At 43.6% G+C, this 17,136-nt stretch carries 15 protein-coding genes and 1 pseudogene; 1 reads left to right on the top strand and 15 read right to left on the bottom strand.

The genetic code is table 11. From position 1 onward, the window contains the following. Positions 1-228: 228 nt before the first annotated feature. Positions 229-1,660, top strand: a pseudogene (locus DEH07_12325) (IS1634 family transposase). A gap of 306 nt (positions 1,661-1,966) precedes the next feature. Here the strand turns inward: DEH07_12325 and DEH07_12320 are convergent. The 15 genes from DEH07_12320 to DEH07_12250 form a co-directional block, all read right to left on the bottom strand. Continuing rightward, a complete protein-coding gene (locus tag DEH07_12320; GenBank protein HBY05264.1) occupies positions 1,967-3,187 on the bottom strand; it encodes a succinyl-CoA--benzylsuccinate CoA-transferase in 1,221 nt (406 codons plus the stop codon). Beyond that, entirely contained in the window at positions 3,180-4,394 is a 1,215-nt protein-coding gene (locus tag DEH07_12315; protein ID HBY05263.1) for an acyl-CoA hydratase, read from the bottom strand. The genes DEH07_12320 and DEH07_12315 overlap by 8 nt, the downstream gene beginning before the upstream one ends. A gap of 95 nt (positions 4,395-4,489) precedes the next feature. Next, entirely contained in the window at positions 4,490-5,239 is a 750-nt protein-coding gene (locus DEH07_12310; protein ID HBY05262.1) for a beta-ketoacyl-ACP reductase, read from the bottom strand. Positions 5,240-5,256: 17 nt separating this feature from the next. Next, positions 5,257-6,012 (bottom strand): beta-ketoacyl-ACP reductase, encoded by a 756-nt coding sequence (locus tag DEH07_12305; GenBank protein ID HBY05261.1) that lies wholly within the window; start codon positions 6,010-6,012, stop codon positions 5,257-5,259. Positions 6,013-6,072: 60 nt separating this feature from the next. After that, positions 6,073-7,233 carry a propanoyl-CoA acyltransferase gene (locus DEH07_12300; protein ID HBY05260.1) on the bottom strand — a complete coding sequence of 387 codons (1,161 nt, stop codon included), beginning with the start codon at positions 7,231-7,233 and terminating at the stop codon, positions 6,073-6,075. Between the two features lie 14 nt (positions 7,234-7,247). Beyond that, positions 7,248-7,649, bottom strand: coding sequence for a hypothetical protein (locus DEH07_12295; protein HBY05259.1), 402 nt, complete (start codon positions 7,647-7,649; stop codon positions 7,248-7,250). A 276-nt stretch (positions 7,650-7,925) separates the two neighbouring features. After that, complete coding sequence (locus tag DEH07_12290) at positions 7,926-8,711, bottom strand: hypothetical protein (protein HBY05258.1); 786 nt, start codon at positions 8,709-8,711, stop codon at positions 7,926-7,928. Between the two features lie 113 nt (positions 8,712-8,824). Continuing rightward, entirely contained in the window at positions 8,825-9,667 is an 843-nt protein-coding gene (locus DEH07_12285) for a 3-hydroxybutyryl-CoA dehydrogenase (protein HBY05257.1), read from the bottom strand. A 36-nt stretch (positions 9,668-9,703) separates the two neighbouring features. Further along, positions 9,704-10,897 carry an acetyl-CoA C-acyltransferase gene (locus DEH07_12280; protein ID HBY05256.1) on the bottom strand — a complete coding sequence of 398 codons (1,194 nt, stop codon included), beginning with the start codon at positions 10,895-10,897 and terminating at the stop codon, positions 9,704-9,706. A gap of 46 nt (positions 10,898-10,943) precedes the next feature. After that, positions 10,944-11,369: an enoyl-CoA hydratase gene (locus tag DEH07_12275; GenBank protein ID HBY05255.1), complete on the bottom strand. Its 426-nt coding sequence runs from the start codon at positions 11,367-11,369 to the stop codon at positions 10,944-10,946. 57 nt (positions 11,370-11,426) lie between these two features. Continuing rightward, a complete protein-coding gene (locus tag DEH07_12270; protein ID HBY05254.1) occupies positions 11,427-11,846 on the bottom strand; it encodes a hypothetical protein in 420 nt (139 codons plus the stop codon). A gap of 425 nt (positions 11,847-12,271) precedes the next feature. Next, positions 12,272-13,405, bottom strand: a complete 1,134-nt coding sequence (locus tag DEH07_12265; GenBank protein HBY05253.1) for an acyl-CoA dehydrogenase — start codon at positions 13,403-13,405, stop codon at positions 12,272-12,274. Between the two features lie 21 nt (positions 13,406-13,426). After that, positions 13,427-14,632, bottom strand: coding sequence for an acetyl-CoA C-acyltransferase (locus DEH07_12260; GenBank protein HBY05252.1), 1,206 nt, complete (start codon positions 14,630-14,632; stop codon positions 13,427-13,429). Between the two features lie 22 nt (positions 14,633-14,654). Next, complete coding sequence (locus tag DEH07_12255) at positions 14,655-15,431, bottom strand: gluconate 5-dehydrogenase (GenBank protein ID HBY05251.1); 777 nt, start codon at positions 15,429-15,431, stop codon at positions 14,655-14,657. An 88-nt stretch (positions 15,432-15,519) separates the two neighbouring features. Beyond that, a complete protein-coding gene (locus tag DEH07_12250; GenBank protein HBY05250.1) occupies positions 15,520-16,302 on the bottom strand; it encodes a crotonase in 783 nt (260 codons plus the stop codon). Positions 16,303-17,136: the final 834 nt, after the last annotated feature.

Raw genomic sequence — 17,136 nt, 5'->3', positions numbered from 1 at the left:
TTTGGAGGGGAAAGTTGGGCTAATATCCCGTGGCAATAATATAACACTATTAAATTTTTATTGCAATAGGAATATACATATTACTCTTTACAATTGGAAATTACATATTACTTACAATATTCATATTATTCCTTCTGAAAGGCATTTCCCTATACTACGCATTAAAAAAGCCTTGCTGGAAGCAATTCCCTAGTTTTGCAGCATAAATAGAGAAATGAATCTTGAACGATTAAGACTCTGGGATATCTTGATGATCTGCAAAATCACTATGACGACCCGATCGCTCATTTCGAAAAAGTGGTAGCTGAGATGAATCAAAAACAGCTGGAATGCAATGCCCCCGCTACCCTCAGTATAGACATGAATGAACGGATTAAACCTGATTTCCCAAGAAAGAATTTCGGATATGCCGCCCTCAGCAAAATCTACCACGAACTCGGCATTCACACTTTTCTCATCAACCGGCAACGCAATCTTGATATTGACTACAGTCTAAATAATATTGTTAAGCTCCTTGTCTTCTCCAGGCTGCTTAACCCTGCCTCGAAGATGAAAACCTACGAGGAAAAGGGCAGTTACTTTGAGAATAATGATTTCTCTCTTGACGATGTGTACAGAAGTCTTTCTCTGATTAATAAATACAAAGACGCACTTCAACTCTGGATTCACCAAAGAATCTGCGAAAGTTACGGCCGGAACACCGAGTTGGTTTATTATGATGTAACCAATTACTATTTCGAGATCGACAAGCCTGACGAGTTAAGAAAAAAAGGCGTCTCCAAGGAACATCGCCCTGACCCAATCGTCCAGATGGGGTTGTTCATGGACACGATGGGACTGCCCATTTCTTACCGGCTGTTCCCCGGCAACGAGCCGGATAAAACTACCTTGATCCCTATACTCACGGAGTTGACCAGGGAGTATAACCTGGGCCGGATCATCGTGGTCGCCGGCAAGGGGCTGAACACAGCAAGAAATGTTTATTTCAATAGCCATGGCCTGGGCAATGGGTATGTGCTCAGCCAAACTGTGAGAGGCGCCCAAAAAGAACTGAAAGACTTCGTTTTTAATGAAAAGGGCTATGTCTGGCGGGGGGAAGGTTACAAGATAAAGTCCAGACTGTATCCCCGGGAGATCACCATAACTGCTAGCAATGGCAAACCGAAAAAAGTCCAGATCGATGAGAAACAGGTGGTGTTTTACAGCCGGGACTATGACAAACGGGCCAAAACCGAACGGGAGCCTGCTATCATGAAAGCCCTGGATTTGGTTAGAGATCCCGCCAAATACAATAAGGCGACGTCTTATGGCGCCGCTAAATATGTGAAAAACCTCGTTTTTGACAAAAAAACCGGCGAGATCCTTACCTCGAAACAAAAACCGGTATTTGACGCGGCGAAACTCAAGGAAGAGGAAAAGTTTGACGGTTATTACGCCATTGTAACCAGCAAGTGGAAAAAGTCTGACGATGAGATTATCGAGATCTACCGGGGGCTATGGCGGATTGAGGAGTCTTTCAAGGTTACTAAAAGCGAATTTGTTTGACTATGCTGATGAGGTGACGGACTCTATTGGCGCCGCTGTGGGAGTTGATTTCAGCAAAAAGTTAATGCGGTTAAAAGATATTAAAAATATTTTAGGTGATGTGAAAAAAGGCTGATTCCCACAATGAGAATATGACAAAATTAAAACAGCGCCAACCGTTGCGTTTCAAAGGGTTACGCTGTTTTTTCTTTTGTTCTTTCTACAAAAGTCAGGTTATAATAATATAATATTGTTATATATTTATTACAATAGGAATTTACATATTTCTCCCATTTACCTTAATATTTCATCGACAGGGCTTTTTCCTTATATTGTACATTAAAAAAAGCCTTGCCGGAAGCAATTCTGATGTCACAGGCAAACGCCAGTTCCATACCGCCGCCAAGCAATCAGTCTTGAAGGAGAAGACAAACTGCTAGAGCTATTCAAGAACCCCTTCATTTTGCAACTCCGTAACGGCTGCTTCATCTAACTGTAATATATTTTCCAATACTTCAAATGTATTTTGTCCCAATAAAGGTGCGTGCTTTCGGATTCCTGGCGGTGTTTTTGACATACGTATGGGCGAACCTGTATATAAAGTAATTCCTACTTCGGGGTGATCTAGATATACAAAAAAGCCTCTAGACTGAAGTTGAATATCTATTATAACTTCCTTTGCATTATATACCAGGCCGCTGCGCACCCCCATTTTTTGCAGATCAAACATGAGTTCTTCTCCATCCTGTTCGGAAGACCACTTTTCTAGTTGGGCGTCCAATTCATCCCGGTTGGCCAGCCTTCCCTCGTCTGTAGCAAATTTTTGATCTTCGGCCCACCGGGGATTTCCCATGCACTCCTTTAACGATACCCATTCCTGGTTGTTAAATACAGCAATGGCAATCCATTTTCTGTCACCTTTTACTTTATATACCCCATGCGGCGCAAAGCAGGGGTGCCGGCAGCCCATCCGGGATTGAATACGCCCGTTTGCCGCGTAATCCATTATTGCTACCGCCGAGGTTACGGCAATTCCCGCCTGCATTTGGGGTATTTCTATATACTGTCCTTCTCCTGTTTTCCGGCGATGCCTTAAAGCTGCGACAATGGCAAAAGCAAGATGAGTAGGCACGGGAATATGGTCGGTATAATTGGTTCCCGTGCCAATGGGAAAGCCATCGGTATTTCCCGACAGGTAGTTAAAGCCGGTAACTGAATTTATTAAAGCGCCAAAAGCCTTGTATTTTATATACGGCCCTACATTCCCCCAAGGGGGCATATCTACGTAAATAATATCCGGCTTTACTTTTTTCAAATCCTCGTATCCCAGTCCCCACTTTTCCATTTGCCCTGCGGAAAAGCTATTGATTACAATATCGCTTTTTTCTATTAAAGGAACAACTACCTCCCGTGCTCTGGAATGATTCATATTAACAGAGAGGCTTTTCTTGTTTGGATTCCTGCTGCTAAAATACCCGCTGCGCTCAATTCCCTTTTCCTTGTCTTTGAATGGCGGCGCTACACGCAAGATCTCCGGTCTTTTGTGGGTTTCTATTTTAATTACCTCTGCGCCACACTCGGCCAGAAAGCGGGTTGTCAGCGGACCTGCTCCAACCCAGGAAAAGTCCGTCACCCTAATTCCTGTCAGGGCATGCTTAAACATATATTACCCCCCTTTCATTCAGGGTTTCTATCTGTTCTTTTGAATATCCTATTTCTTCCAGTATCTCCCTGGTATACTGTCCGAATGCCGGCGCCGGTTTTATCTGCCAGGGGATTTTTTCCATGAGGTAAGGCTCTCCGGGATAACAAACCTCTCCCCCCAATACTTCATGAAATAATGTCTTAAAAAACTGCCGGTAGTTCAAATGAGGATCTTCATATACATCTTTAGAATCAAATATAGGAGCTAAGGGAACGCCCCTTCGTTGGCCTTCCTCAAACAAGAACTTTTTATCATGTTTCATAGTAAAAGACTCAAAAATTTCCCTGAATACTCGCTTCGACTCCGCTTCTCGTCTAAACCTCGTTGATTCCCATTCTTTTTGGCTTATTATTTCTGAGCCCTTAACTCCTTCCTCTCTTAGCCATTTAGGAAGAGGCTCCCATAAGTACACATTGTCTCCCATCTGAACTATATAAATATAACCATCTTTACAGGGGTAAACACCATACCCTGCTTCCGTTGTAGAAGAGCTTCTGCGAATCGTCTTTTCCAGATCCCAGTATTGCAGAGCGTTCTCCAATCCTGTAGCCGCGCATGCCTGCATAGAAACGTCTACGAATTGTCCTTCTCCGGTTCGTTCAGCTTCGTATAAAGCGATTATGGTTCCCACCGCTCCATACATCGAACCTGCCATGTAAGCCTGTTCACCATACGCCCACGCAGGTTTTTCATCATCTTCACCCGCTATGTATAAAAACCCGCCCAGGGCCATTATTGTCAGATCAGAAGCCTTCCATAGGCAATAAGGTCCTTCCTGCCCAAAGGGAGTTATCGCGGCATGAACCAGTCTGGGGTTTTCCCTTCTCAAGTAAGCGTATGATAATCCCAATTCATCCAAATATCCGGGAGAGAAGCTTTCAATTAGAATATCTGCTGTCTTTATTAGCTTTAAAAATACTTCCTTCCCCTCTTGCTTTGTTATATCCAGGACTATTCCCCTCTTACTGGTATTATGGTAAAGAAACTTTAAACTGTTTTCCCTCCCCTGTTTATCTTTATAAAATGGCCCGCTATACCGGAGTGGATCTCCTTCCGGGGACTCAATATGGATAACATCCGCTCCTAGATCAGCATATAATTTTCCTGCATAACTACCCATTTCACTTCCAAAATCGAGCACCCTGATATCTGATAATGAACTCATGATTTATCTTTCACCTCCCAAAAACTTTACTTTATTAATTCACAGAAAGAAGAGAAAATAATCTCTTCTTTCTGTGAATTGTTTTTTAAGAATTACTATATAGCTGCATAAATGCTTTTCCCTCCGCAAACGTAAAGGACCTGCCCCGTAATATACGACGCTTCATCACTTGCGAAGAAGATTACCGTTCTGGCAATATCATACACATCACCAATCGTTCCAGTAGGCTGTATTTTCAAAAGGTTCTCTCGAATTTTCTCAGGCACAGACATCCATAGCGGAGTATTAATCAGACCCGGCGGTATACAGTTAACTGTAATTCCACGTTTCGCAAGTTCCAATGCCAGGGTGCGGGTGAAACTAACCATCCCACCCTTAGAAGCTGCATAATTTGCCTGCGTAGGCCACCCCAGCCAGGCGCGCGATGCAATATTAATTATCCGGCCATAATTTTGCTCTCTCATATACGTTACCGCTTGTTGCGTACAGAGAAACACTGCCTTTAAATTAACATCTAGAACTACATCCCAATCTTCTTCTGTTAACTTCAGAAGTCCTTTATCCCTGGCTATACCAGCATTATTAACAAGAATATCTATCCTTCCATAAGAATCTACTATTTTTTTGAACATATTCTCTACTTCTGCTTTGTTTGTTATATCTGATTTAATCCCCATAGCTTCTCCGCCAGCAACATTTATTTCTCCAACCACCTCGTCTATTCTATCTTGAACAACATCATTTATAACTACCTTTGCGCCTCGTTCGGCCATTGCTTTCGCAGTACCCTTACCGATCCCGCTTCCCGAACCGGTAATCAAAGCCACTCTACCTTTTATATTCATTTTTTAATCCTCCTCGTTTAACATGATAATGAACTTAAAACGCTCCTGCCGCCGCAAGCGTACAGGGTCTGCCCTGTTATATAACCTGCTTCGTCATCAGCAAAATATAATACAGCAAATGCGACATCTTCTGGCTTACCAATTATACCCATCGGTTGCGCTTTGATCAAACTCTCTTGTTGTTCTTTAGGCAATCCATCAAAATATGGTGTTTTAATTAAACCAGCCGCTACACAATTTACCCTGATTCCATCCTTTCCCAGTTCCAAAGCTAATGAACGAGACAAGCTAACTATGCCGCCTTTAGAAGCAGAGTAACTTGTCTCTTCGGGCCATCCCAGCATTTCACGTGACGAAACATTGATTATCCGACCATACTTCTGTTCCTTCATATGTTTTGATGCTGCCTGGCAACAAAGAAATGTTCCTTTTAAATTAAAATCTATGACTTTATCCCAGTCTTCCTCTATCAGTTCTATAATATTGCTATTTTTAACCATATCGGCGCAGTTTACTAAAATATCTATACGTCCAAAACTTTCGATTATCTTTTTAAACATTTCCTGCACTTGATCTTTTTTTGATACATCTGCGGTTATACCAATTGCTTGGCCGCCATCATTTTGAATTTCTTTTACCACCTTATCTACTTTCTCTTTATTAACATCACTTACAACCACCTTAGCTCCATTTTGAGCCAGGCTTTTTGCAACTGCTTCACCAATTCCAGATCCTGCTTCAGTAACTAATGAAACTCTATCTTTCACTGCCATCTTTTTATCCCCCTTCTTTAATGACTTTTATTTCAATATTTAAACTGATAAAAACAAAGACTAACTAGTTAATATATGAATAGTACAGATTGCGTTCTCTGTACCATACACTCCGCCGCCGGTTACATGCGTTAACGCAACCTTACAATCCGGTACCTGACGTTCTCCGGCATCTCCGCGCACTTGCCAGGTTGCCTCTACAATTTGAGCGGCTCCTGAAGCGCCTGTTGGATGACCGCAAGACAACAGTCCGCCGCGCGGGCTAAAAACAACTTTTCCGCCATAATCCGCATCGCCTCTTCTGAGAAATTCTGCTGATTCTCCGTGCTTACAGAAGCCAAGCGCTTCATAGTATAAAAGCTCACCAACTACAAAAGCATCGTGACATTCTACCATATCGACGTCTTCAGAACCCAAACCAGCCATATCGTATGCTTTTTTAGCACACCTGTATGTAATGTCCATATATGTCATATCTCTAAAGGAATTATTGAAAATACCTGTTGTGATTGTTGACGCTGCCAGGCGGACAAGCTTTTTTCCTAGCTTTTCCGCTTTTTCTTTAGTAGCAAAAATAACCGCTGCCCCGCCGTCAGAATTCGGGCAGCACATTAAAAGAGTAAATGGTTCAGCAATAACTCTGGCGTTTAAAACCTCTTCGATGGTAAGTGGAGTCCGGAAATCTGAGTATGGATTTACTGTGGCATGCTTACGGTTTTTTACAGCTATCGTTGCCAAATCTTCTTTAGTCGCACCGTGATCATGCATATAACGTTTTGCCCTCATTGCATAAAGACCTGGCATTGTCATACCATGTATTGCTTCAGGATCATTTAAATCAGGTGAAAATGCTGTGCCGCCGGATCTGTATGAGGAGAGACACTCAACACCAATTGCCATCGTTACGTCATTAAGTCCTGAAGCCACTCTTTCCCATGCCAGATGAGCAGCTACGGCACTGCTTGAGCAAGCGCCTTCCGTGTTCTTGATTGGAATTCCTTGACAACCAAGCGTAATTCCAATCCTCTGCCCAAGACATATAGTCTTAGAAAGGCCGATCATGTTACCAACAACTATTTCCTCGATTTCCTTTAGCTCAATATCAGCATCTTTCAATGCATCTCTGGCTGCTTGTCTGCCTAATTCATCAATTGGCACCGGCGCTTTTCGATATAATTTTGTCATTCCTACACCGATAACATATACATCCCTTAAGTTCATTTAACTTTCCTCCTTTATTCAACAGGCTTAAATTTATAACTAATCATTGATTTCCCATCAGCATCCTTTCTGATTTCCCCTACCGTTAACTCTACATCCATGCCTATTTTCATTTGCTCCGGTTCTGCCACAATTTGGGCAAGAACACGCAAATCTTCAGGAAGATCAATATACCCAACCGTCGACGGGGCTTTTAATCCCGGCTGAGGAGTATATTGAATTGTATAACTATAAACTTTCCCTTTTCCACTAAGAGGTTGTTTGGCAAAATCTTCAGCGAAGCAATTGAGACAAATATTTACCTTTGGAAAATATAAAAGTCCGCATTTTTCACACCTATAGGCAACTAAATAAGGCTTTTCCCCTCCTTCTGGTATTACTAGAAAATCTGGATGATAAATAACTTGTTCTTCCATATACTTTTTAATTCCTCCTATCATACTTGGTTTCCTTGATGTAGTTTTTACAGTTTCCACGCTTTTCATAAATTTTCACCGTATCTGCAAGTTCCCATTACACTACCCATTCTGAAAACGATGTTGCCACCTCATCCCTCAGATTTGCAATGATTTCTTTTATCATTTGCCAGCGCTGTTGGATGTTTATTTGACACCTCCTTTCTGATTTCCTTTAACGTTAACCACTCTGCTGTCTTTCACTGTATTTCCATGGAAGTGTCTTTTTAAATCCTCTTATATTCCTTTAAAGGCCGGTTTGCGCTTTTCCAAAAACGCGGCAGTTCCTTCTTTAAAGTCCTCAGTACCGGATAGCATGCCTAGCCCTTGGGCCTCATAATGAAGCAAAGAATCTACTTCCTTCGTTGCCAGGGCTGTAATGGTCTTGATTGTTTTAATAACCAAAGGCGGTTTTTGGGCTAGCTCTTTAGCCCAAGAATAGGCTTCCGCAATAACTTGACCAGAGGGTACCGCTTTATTAACCAAGCCAATCTCTTCGGCAATCTTTCCACTTATCGGTTTTCCAAAACAGAGCATTTCTTTTGCCTTTAACGGGCTTATAAGATGCGGCAGCTTAACCGTACCGCCCCCTGACGGGATGGCGCCAATATTTACCTCTGACAGGCCTATCTTGGCATCCTCGGCTGCAATACGAAAGTCACAAGCCAGCATTAGTTCACACCCACCACCCAAAGCATATCCTCTGACAGCGGCAATCACCGGTTTGCCCAGCTTTTCCAGCCGGCCAAAACACTCCTGGAACTTCCTGCTGAACGCATACCCGTTAAAGGTAGAATTAATTTTGTTAACTTCAGTAATATCGGCCCCTGCACTAAAAAACTTTTCGCCACCGGAGACAACCAAACACCTAACTTCCTGGGATTGTTCCGCTTCGTTAACAGCCTGATGGAACTCATCCAGTAAAACCTGGTTAAAGGCATTCATCCGTGACGGCCTATTTAAGGTTAGTGTAAATACACCTTCATCCAATCCCGTTACAAGCGCCTCATAATTCACTTTCACTTTATACCCTCCATCCCTTTAATTCTATGATCATCCGCTGTTCCCAATTACACACTTTCCCCTGAACTCAGGACCAACAAACCATATCGGTTATAACCTATAAAGTATTATGTTTAATACTCGTAAAAGCCTCTTCCAGTCTTTTTGCCTAAATGGCCCGCCCGCACCATCTGCCTCAGAAGCGGAGCAGCTTTAAACTTTGGACCAAATTCGGTTTCCAGAATATCTAAAATATAAACAATGGTATCAATACCCACCAAATCCATCAGGGCACAGGGTCCCTGGGGCATATTCGTGCAGTAGACCATGGCGTCATCTACATCTTTAGGGGTATTGCCGTCCATAACTGTGTAAGCCGCTTCATTTAAATAAGCATTTAGGATCCGACTTGTAATAAAACCGGCATAATCTTCGGCTACAACCGGGAACTTATTGATGCTCCTGACAAATTCGATAGCAGAGTCAATGGTTTCCTGAGATGTAACTCTACCCCTGATCAATTCAACGCCCTTCATAACCGGAACAGGATTCATGAAATGCATACCAACTACTTGTTCGGGGCGCTTTGTTACTGCCGCAATGGCGGTAATCGGGAGAGAGGACGTGTTAGACGCCAAAATAGCATGGCTGGGAGCTAATTTGTCTAATTGCTTAAAGATTTCCGCCTTTAGATCGGGTTTTTCGGGCACTGCCTCAATGACTAAATCAGCATCTGAGACAACATCTAGAGATGTGGCAGAATTAATCCGGCTCAGAGTATTCTCTTTTTCCTCTATGCTAATCTTATTTTTCTCAACAAGTTTAGACAAGCTCTTTTCTATTTTCTGCTGTGCCTGAGACAGCAAGGAATCATTAATATCCTCCATCGTAACTTGATAGCCGCTCTGGGCAACAACTTGTATTATACCGTTACCCATGGTACCCGTTCCCAAAACAACAACCTTGCTTATTTTCATAAAATGATACCCTCCTGATATTTTATACTTATCGCGTTAGGACAGATCAGGTGTTTTTTCGATCACCACGGACATCCCCATACCTCCGCCGGAACACAGCGCTGCCAGGCCTTTACTCAAATCACGTTTATACATTTCATGAATTAAGGATACTACAATGCGGATCCCCGAACACCCGACAGGATGCCCTAAAGCAATACCACTACCGTTAACGTTAGTGTTCTTACGATCCAGCCCTAATTCTTTTTCAACGGCTAAATACTGAGCCGCAAACGCCTCATTGATTTCAATCAAGTCAATATCTGCAATAGTCAGTCCCGTTTTTTTCAATGCCATACGGGTTGATGGTACGGGCCCAATTCCCATATAGTCGGGATCTACTCCGGCTACCGCGTACGATACCACCCTGGCAAGGGGTTTTATTCCTAATCTGTCTGCCGCACGCTTAGACATTATCAGCACCCCGGCGGAACCGTCGTTTATTCCGGAAGAATTGCCGGCGGTAACTGTGCCACCTTTTACAAAAACCGGCGGCATTTTGGCCAGTTTCTCCAATGTCATATTGTCTTTCGGGTGTTCATCTTTATTTATATATACCGGATCACCTCTGCGCTGCGGTATGCCGACAGGTATAATTTCATCATTGAACCGGCCTTCCTTTATTGCCGCCACAGCCCGTTGCTGGCTTTGCAACGCTATTTCATCCTGTTCCTCACGGCTTATGTTGTACTTTTTAGCAAGATTCTCGGCCGTAACACCCATCCCAACGCCGGTACCCAATTGCGTAAGGCCGTCCCACATAGCGTCACGCACTTCAATGTGCCCCATTCTCGATCCCCACCTTAATTCATCAATAGTGTAGGGGACGGTACTCATGCTCTCGGTTCCCCCGGCCAATATAACTTCCGCGTCTCCACACTTAATTGCCTGAGTTCCCATGACTAAACTTGACATCCCCGCAGTACAGGTCCGGTGAACAGTTATCCCCGGCACTTCGACAGGTATGCCAGCTTGCAATGCCGCCACTCGAGCCAAGTTTGTCTCGTCTTTAGTGCGCTGATAACAATTACCCCAGATAATATCGTCTATTATTGCCGGATCAATTCCAGATCGCCTAATTAATTCCTGCATTACCGGAACAGTCAGAGCGGGCGCTCTTAGATCCTTAAACACCCCTCCATAACTCCCTATCGCAGTACGCACCGCCGCTACAATCACTACATCGTCCAATTTTTCCTGCCCCCTCATTGTACCTTTTTCAACTCCGGCAACTAACTTATCTTTCAACTAATACTAACGCTTCACCTTCTATAACGACCGTACCCATTTGGTTACAACATATAGTTTTTAACTTAAGTCTACTCTTTTCCACAAGCTTTTCGATAACTTCGACTTCCGCAGATATAGTATCTCCCAAAAAAACCGGCGTTTTAAAGTTAAGAGTTTGAGCCAAATATATTGTGCCGGTACCTGGTAGTTGTGTGCCTGCAACATTAGACAGCAGACTTGCGACCAACATTCCATGCACGATGCGCTGTTTAAAACGCGTATTCTTCGCGAAACTATCATCAACATGCACAGGATTATAATCTCCGCTTATCTCTGCAAAACGGCACACATCTTGCTCTGTAAAGGTTTTAGTAGTCGAAGCTTTATCGCCAACCCTTATCTCGTCAAAATTCTTGCTTTTTTCTTTTTTCATAATTCCGGACCCCACTCATAAGAGAAGTTCCACATAATATCATTACCTTTGTATCTGCTATTTATCTGGGTCGTACACCTCTATTTGTACTCCATGAGATGATTTTGGATGGATAAAATTAGCAGTTCCGAATGTACCTTTCATTGGTTGATCCATGACAAATTCTGCCCCGGCTTCCCGCAATCTAGCCATGTCTTCCTCCACATTGTCGGACCTAAGAGAAATCAAAAACAACCCTTCTCCTTTGGTACTGACAAATTTCGCAATTGATGAGTTCTCTGACTCTGATGCGATAATATTAAAGACAAAACCATTGAGTTCAAAGACAGCTCCCTTTAGTCCAGGAACAGCAAAGTCACCTGACGCCAACATTTTCGTCGGCTTGGATCCCAACAACCCTTCGTATTTTTTGACCGCCTCTTCAAGATCTTTGACTGCAATATTGACCCCGTAAACACCCTTAATCACAAATAGCACCTCCTAAATTAATTATAATTAGATACTAATGCCTAAATTAAAACTGATCGGTTATGAAAGTCCTTGTCTTTCAGCCATTCCTACACGTCAACCTTCCCGCTCTAAAAGAAAAGATCCAATCACAGGAGAATAATATTCCGATACCTCCTTCCCTCTAACGCAGGAAATGCGTCTTAGCCTGCTTAATCTTTCAGGATTTTCAATGATCCAACGAATTGATCTATAACTCTAACAGGATTATCTTTATTTACGTAATCGTCGATTGCTTCTGGGAAACAAGTGATTTGCCTGCGGTCTTCGCCTTTTATGTTAGGCCATTATTCCACCTCGCGAACACTTTAAGATTTACGCTTTTTGCATCTGAAATTCCTGCGTCTCGGTAAAAATGATGCTATACTGTCCGCCGCCAACACTACTTGGCAAAATTATTTAAGCAAGTAACCTGCTATAATCTGTCGCTGGATCTGATTGGTACCTTCATAAATCTGAGTAATCTTAGCATCCCGCATCAGCTTTTCCATCGGGTATTCTTTCATATAGCCATAGCCACCAAATATCTGCAAGGCGTCTACTGTCACCTTCATCGCTGTATCGCTGGCGACGCACTTCGCTGTTGCGCTTAACATACCGTCAACCTGGCCTGCGTCGACTTTCGCAGCCGCCTGCCAGACCAGTGACCGTGAAGCCAGCACAGACATGGCCATATCCGCCAGCATGAACTGTATCGCCTGCTGCTCAGCAATCGTTTTCCCGAACTGCACCCGCTGCTTGGCGTATCTTACTGCTTCATCAACCGCCCTCTGGGCAACGCCAACAGCGGCCGCGGCAATCGTCGTCCGCGTGATGTCGAGAGTGCGCATCGCGATCTTGAACCCTTCTCCTTCGTTCCCCAAGCGGTTTGCGACGGGCACGCGGACATCTTCAAGCAATACTTCAGCGATATGCGACGCCCGGTCTCCCATCTTATCTTCTTTTTTACCCATCGATAACCCGGTGGTTCCGGCCGGTATAATGAAGGCCGTCAATCCCTTGATGCCTTTGCTTCTGTCTATGCTGGCAAAAACTGTGTGAAGATCCGCTATGCCGCCATGGGTAATGAAACATTTTACGCCATTGATGATATACTCGTCACCAACCTTTTGGGCGCGGGTTGATACCGCGCTGGCGTCCGACCCCGCGTTTGGTTCTGTCAGGGCAAATGCGGCCAGCTTCGCACTTTTTGTAAAACCCGTTAGATACTTCTCTTTTTGTTCTTCGGTACCGCTTAGCAGAAGAGGAGTGAGCGCAAGGCCAGTCCCTCCAAATGCGCCAAAGACTCCCAGGCATCCATATGCAATTTCTTCGTAGATTAGCACCTCTGTCAAACAGTCCACGCCTTGTCCACCATACTTTTCCGGCACATTTAGGTTCCATAAACCGATATCAAACGCTTTTTGAATGATTGGCCACGGCATTTCGGCTTTTTTATCATATTCGGAGGCAACAGGAATAATTTCTTTCTTTGCAAAATCTCTCGCCAGTCTCTGGATTTCTTTCTGTTCAGAGGTAAGTTCAAACATAGCAGTCACTCTCCATGTTATTTAATCGACTCTCACAATAATAGCGTCACCCTGGGCCAAACCACCGCAAATCGCGGCTGCGCCATACCCGCCTCCTCGCCTTCTCAGCTCATTGATCATAGTCATCACAACTCTGCCGCCGCTGGCGGTATTTGGGTGTCCGATGGCAATAGCTCCTCCGTTGACATTGAGACGTTTTCTAATATCCTTAAGTTTTTTCGAGTCACCGTCAGCCAGTATTTTACTGCTGACTAGGGTTACTGCCGCAAAAGCCTCATTGATTTCAAGTAATTTAAGATCATCTACCTTCATCGCGGCCCTCTGCAAGACATTCCTTATGGCTTTAGCCGGGGCTTCCACCAAAAGTTGAGGTTCCAACGCTACGCTGGCGGATGCAATTACTGTGGCAAGAATGGGTAATCCTAAAGCCAGGGCTTTTTTCTTGCTCATTAACAGGACTGCCGTCGCGCCATCATTTAAGCCAGGTGAATTACCAGCTGTGCAGGTCGGACTTCCGTAAATTGGCGCAAGCTTTGCCAGCTTGTCTACGGAAATGTCTGGCCGGTACTGCTCATCAATTTCCAAAGCGACAGGCTCACCCTTCTTCTGGGGAATGGTTAAGAGCAGCATTTCTTCTTTTAGTTTCCCTGCGGCGTGAGCCTCACCATAACGGCTGTGGCTGAGCGCTGCCCATTCATCCTGTTCCTCACGGCCGATTCCATGCTTCAAAGCTATATTTCCGGCATCTACAGCTACAGGCGCAAAGTCTTTATAGCCTAACTCAAACAGCGGATCCTCCATAGCGACAGCCCCAATCCGATGTCCGGCAAACCTCAGGTTCCGAACAATAAGCGGCATCTGACTAAATGTTGTGACACCTCCGGCAATGACTACATCTGCTTCCCCCGCCATAATGGTCAAGGCGCCCAACCGTATAGCAGACATTGCCGAGACACAGGCCTTATCAAGCGAGCATGACGGCGTTTCCGGGGACAGCCCCGCCTTTATGAGCGTTTGCCGGGCAATTACTGGGGTATATACGTCTTTAAAGGATGCTGTATCGCCAACGCCCCAGAAAATGTCATCAACTAAACCGTCATAATCACACCGTGCCATAACCTCGCGCATGACAATTGCTCCCAGATCAACCGGGGTATATTCTTTCAGGCTGCCACCAAACCTGCCAAAAGGGGTCCTTATTGCACTAACAATAACAATCTCATTCATTTTCAATCCCCCAAATCTAATTTCAATGAATGCTCCAACCTCCGTCAACAATCAAAACCTGACCGTGCATATAATCGGAAGCATCCGAAGCCAGATACGCTACGGCTCCTTTTATATCCTCGTCGTTGCCAAAACGACCGGCTGGAATGTATTCAAGAAATTCATTACGGTGCATTTCGAGTATTTTTTCGGCCATGTGCGTTGGAAACCAACCTGGAGCAAGGACATTTATGTTAACTCCAAATGGCGCCCACTTAGCCGCTAAATCCCTGGTCATATTGATAACTGCCCCTTTGCTCGCGTTGTAGGCTGCGGCATCCATTATATTGGTCTTGCACCCTACCAAACCCATTACAGACGCGATGTTAATGATTTTCCCCTTGCCCTGCTGTTTCATGATTCTAAAAGCTTCTTTCGCTGCCATAAAGGTCCCGGTTAAGTTTACATCAATTACCTGCCGCCATTTATCCATAGGATAATCGGCGGCGGGTGCTCCCCAAGTGATTCCCGCATTATTAACAAGGATATCCAATCGGTCAAAAGTTTCCACAGTCCGATTGACCATATTAACAATGTCTTCCTCCTTGGCCACATCGCATCTAACAGCTAACGCCTTAATCCCAAATAACTGACTTATTTCGGCCGCGACCTTTTCACAACGCTCCCTCCTGCGGGCCGCCAGAACTAAATTGGCGCCGAGTTCGGCTAAGGCACAGGCCATTTGTTTGCCCAGTCCGGTGTACCCGCCGGTTACCACTGCCGTTTTACCGGAAAGATTTAATAAGTCCTTCAAATACACAATAATTCATCACCTTACTTTCCAGAGAACAAATTTTCTTGTATAACTAACTTAAATACGTTGCTTTGACAAACCTCTCTTCCGCTACTTAATAGCCCTTATATATCGGAGCTCTCTTTTCTAAGAATGCCTTCATCCCCTCCCTTTGATCCTGGCTAGAAAAGCAATGCGCAAAGCAGTTTATCTCAAATTCCAGCCCGTCGTCGGTATCTGAGCCTATAGCCCGATGAATGCAACGTTTAGCCATGGATAAAGCAACAGGAGCCTTTTGCGATAATTTTTTTGCTAATTGTACTGTCTCAGACATAAGTTGTTCCGCTCCTACTACTTGATTCACTAAACCTATCTGCAACGCTTGTTCGGCTGAAATAATTTCACCAAGCATGATCATCTCTTTGGCTTTGCTCATTCCTATCAGCCTGGTCAAACGTTGCGTGCCACCATTTCCCGGGATAATTCCCAAATTAATTTCCGGCTGTCCAAATTTAGCGGTAATTGAGGCTACGCGAAAGTCACAAGCCAGTGCTAATTCACAACCTCCTCCCAGCGCAAGTCCGTTAATGGCGGCAATAACCGGCTTAGATATTTTCTCAATACGTGATACAGCTTCCTTGCCTGCTGCTGCAAAACGCATTGCCTCAATAGAACTCATTTTACTCATAGCCGCAATATCCGCTCCAGCAATAAAAGCTTTATTACCTGCTCCAGTGATAATCAAAGCCTTTACTGCAGAATCAGAAGAAAGCATTATCAAACTTTCTTTTAATTCATGATAGACAGCGGGAGTTATAGCGTTGAGTAATTCGGGACGATTAATCGTTATGGTTGCTATCCCATCATCTACGTTTAAAAGGAGATACTCAAAATCCATGCAACATAACCCACCTTTACAAATTAAATTTTGTCTTATCCCAACCAAAATCATATTAGAGCAAATTTCATGCCAAGTTAAAATATTGAGCCCAATTCTACAACTCTTTGGTAGAGATGAATTTTCAAATCTATACTTGATTCCGCTGCATGAACGTTAATAAAAATACCTATCTAAATCTTGACAACTTCACAACCATTTTTAAGAATATGTTTCTACATAGTTACTTATTTCCTTTATTAACATTTCGTTATAATAATACATTTTTCTATATTTTTTATTTTTTGATATTTCCGGTTCTTAATATTTCTTCATCTTTATAAACATTAGCCTACTTAACCTTTTAGGATTTTCAGCCTGCTCCTCCGGAGTGAACTTCAGCCGTCCATATTTTAAAGGCCCTTCCAGCCACGACGACTTCTCTCTGAAAAACTGGGTCCAGCTATACTTTTCTCCTTCATAGGATTTAGATTAAATTTAAGTATAGCACACTAAAGATAACGGTGCAAGATGTTGGGAAAATATTTTAAGTAGAGTAGGCCCTGGCGTGTTACTATTCACAGTCCTATTTAATTTCCATTCATGAAATAGAATGTTCTTTATCAAATAAATAACATCACCTATTCAATAGAGAAAAGGATAAAAGCGCGGCAAACGCAACATCAAAAGAAATAAATGCCGCGCTTTTTTTGATTAAAATTTTTAAAAAAACAGAACTCCAACCATCCGATGTCGAATATTGCATTATGAAAATCGCGGTGGAAGGAAATTCGTATGGAATATCGGACAAGGCCTGAAATAACAGAAGATAAGGTTGAACAGATCAGGGGCATC

It is taken from the genome of Desulfotomaculum sp. (assembly GCA_003513005.1).
In the GTDB taxonomy this organism is placed as follows: Bacteria; Bacillota; Desulfotomaculia; order Desulfotomaculales; family Nap2-2B; genus 46-80.
This window is presented reverse-complemented; position numbering and strand designations above follow the sequence as displayed.

Coding starts and splice junctions, on each gene's coding strand:
- DEH07_12320 (HBY05264.1), bottom strand. CDS start 3,187: ATGTTTAAGCATGCCCTGACAGGAATTAGGGTGACGGACTTTTCCTGG.
- DEH07_12315 (HBY05263.1), bottom strand. CDS start 4,394: ATGAGTTCATTATCAGATATCAGGGTGCTCGATTTTGGAAGTGAAATG.
- DEH07_12310 (HBY05262.1), bottom strand. CDS start 5,239: ATGAATATAAAAGGTAGAGTGGCTTTGATTACCGGTTCGGGAAGCGGG.
- DEH07_12305 (HBY05261.1), bottom strand. CDS start 6,012: ATGGCAGTGAAAGATAGAGTTTCATTAGTTACTGAAGCAGGATCTGGA.
- DEH07_12300 (HBY05260.1), bottom strand. CDS start 7,233: ATGAACTTAAGGGATGTATATGTTATCGGTGTAGGAATGACAAAATTA.
- DEH07_12295 (HBY05259.1), bottom strand. CDS start 7,649: ATGGAAGAACAAGTTATTTATCATCCAGATTTTCTAGTAATACCAGAA.
- DEH07_12285 (HBY05257.1), bottom strand. CDS start 9,667: ATGAAAATAAGCAAGGTTGTTGTTTTGGGAACGGGTACCATGGGTAAC.
- DEH07_12275 (HBY05255.1), bottom strand. CDS start 11,369: ATGAAAAAAGAAAAAAGCAAGAATTTTGACGAGATAAGGGTTGGCGAT.
- DEH07_12265 (HBY05253.1), bottom strand. CDS start 13,405: ATGTTTGAACTTACCTCTGAACAGAAAGAAATCCAGAGACTGGCGAGA.
- DEH07_12260 (HBY05252.1), bottom strand. CDS start 14,632: ATGAATGAGATTGTTATTGTTAGTGCAATAAGGACCCCTTTTGGCAGG.
- DEH07_12250 (HBY05250.1), bottom strand. CDS start 16,302: ATGGATTTTGAGTATCTCCTTTTAAACGTAGATGATGGGATAGCAACC.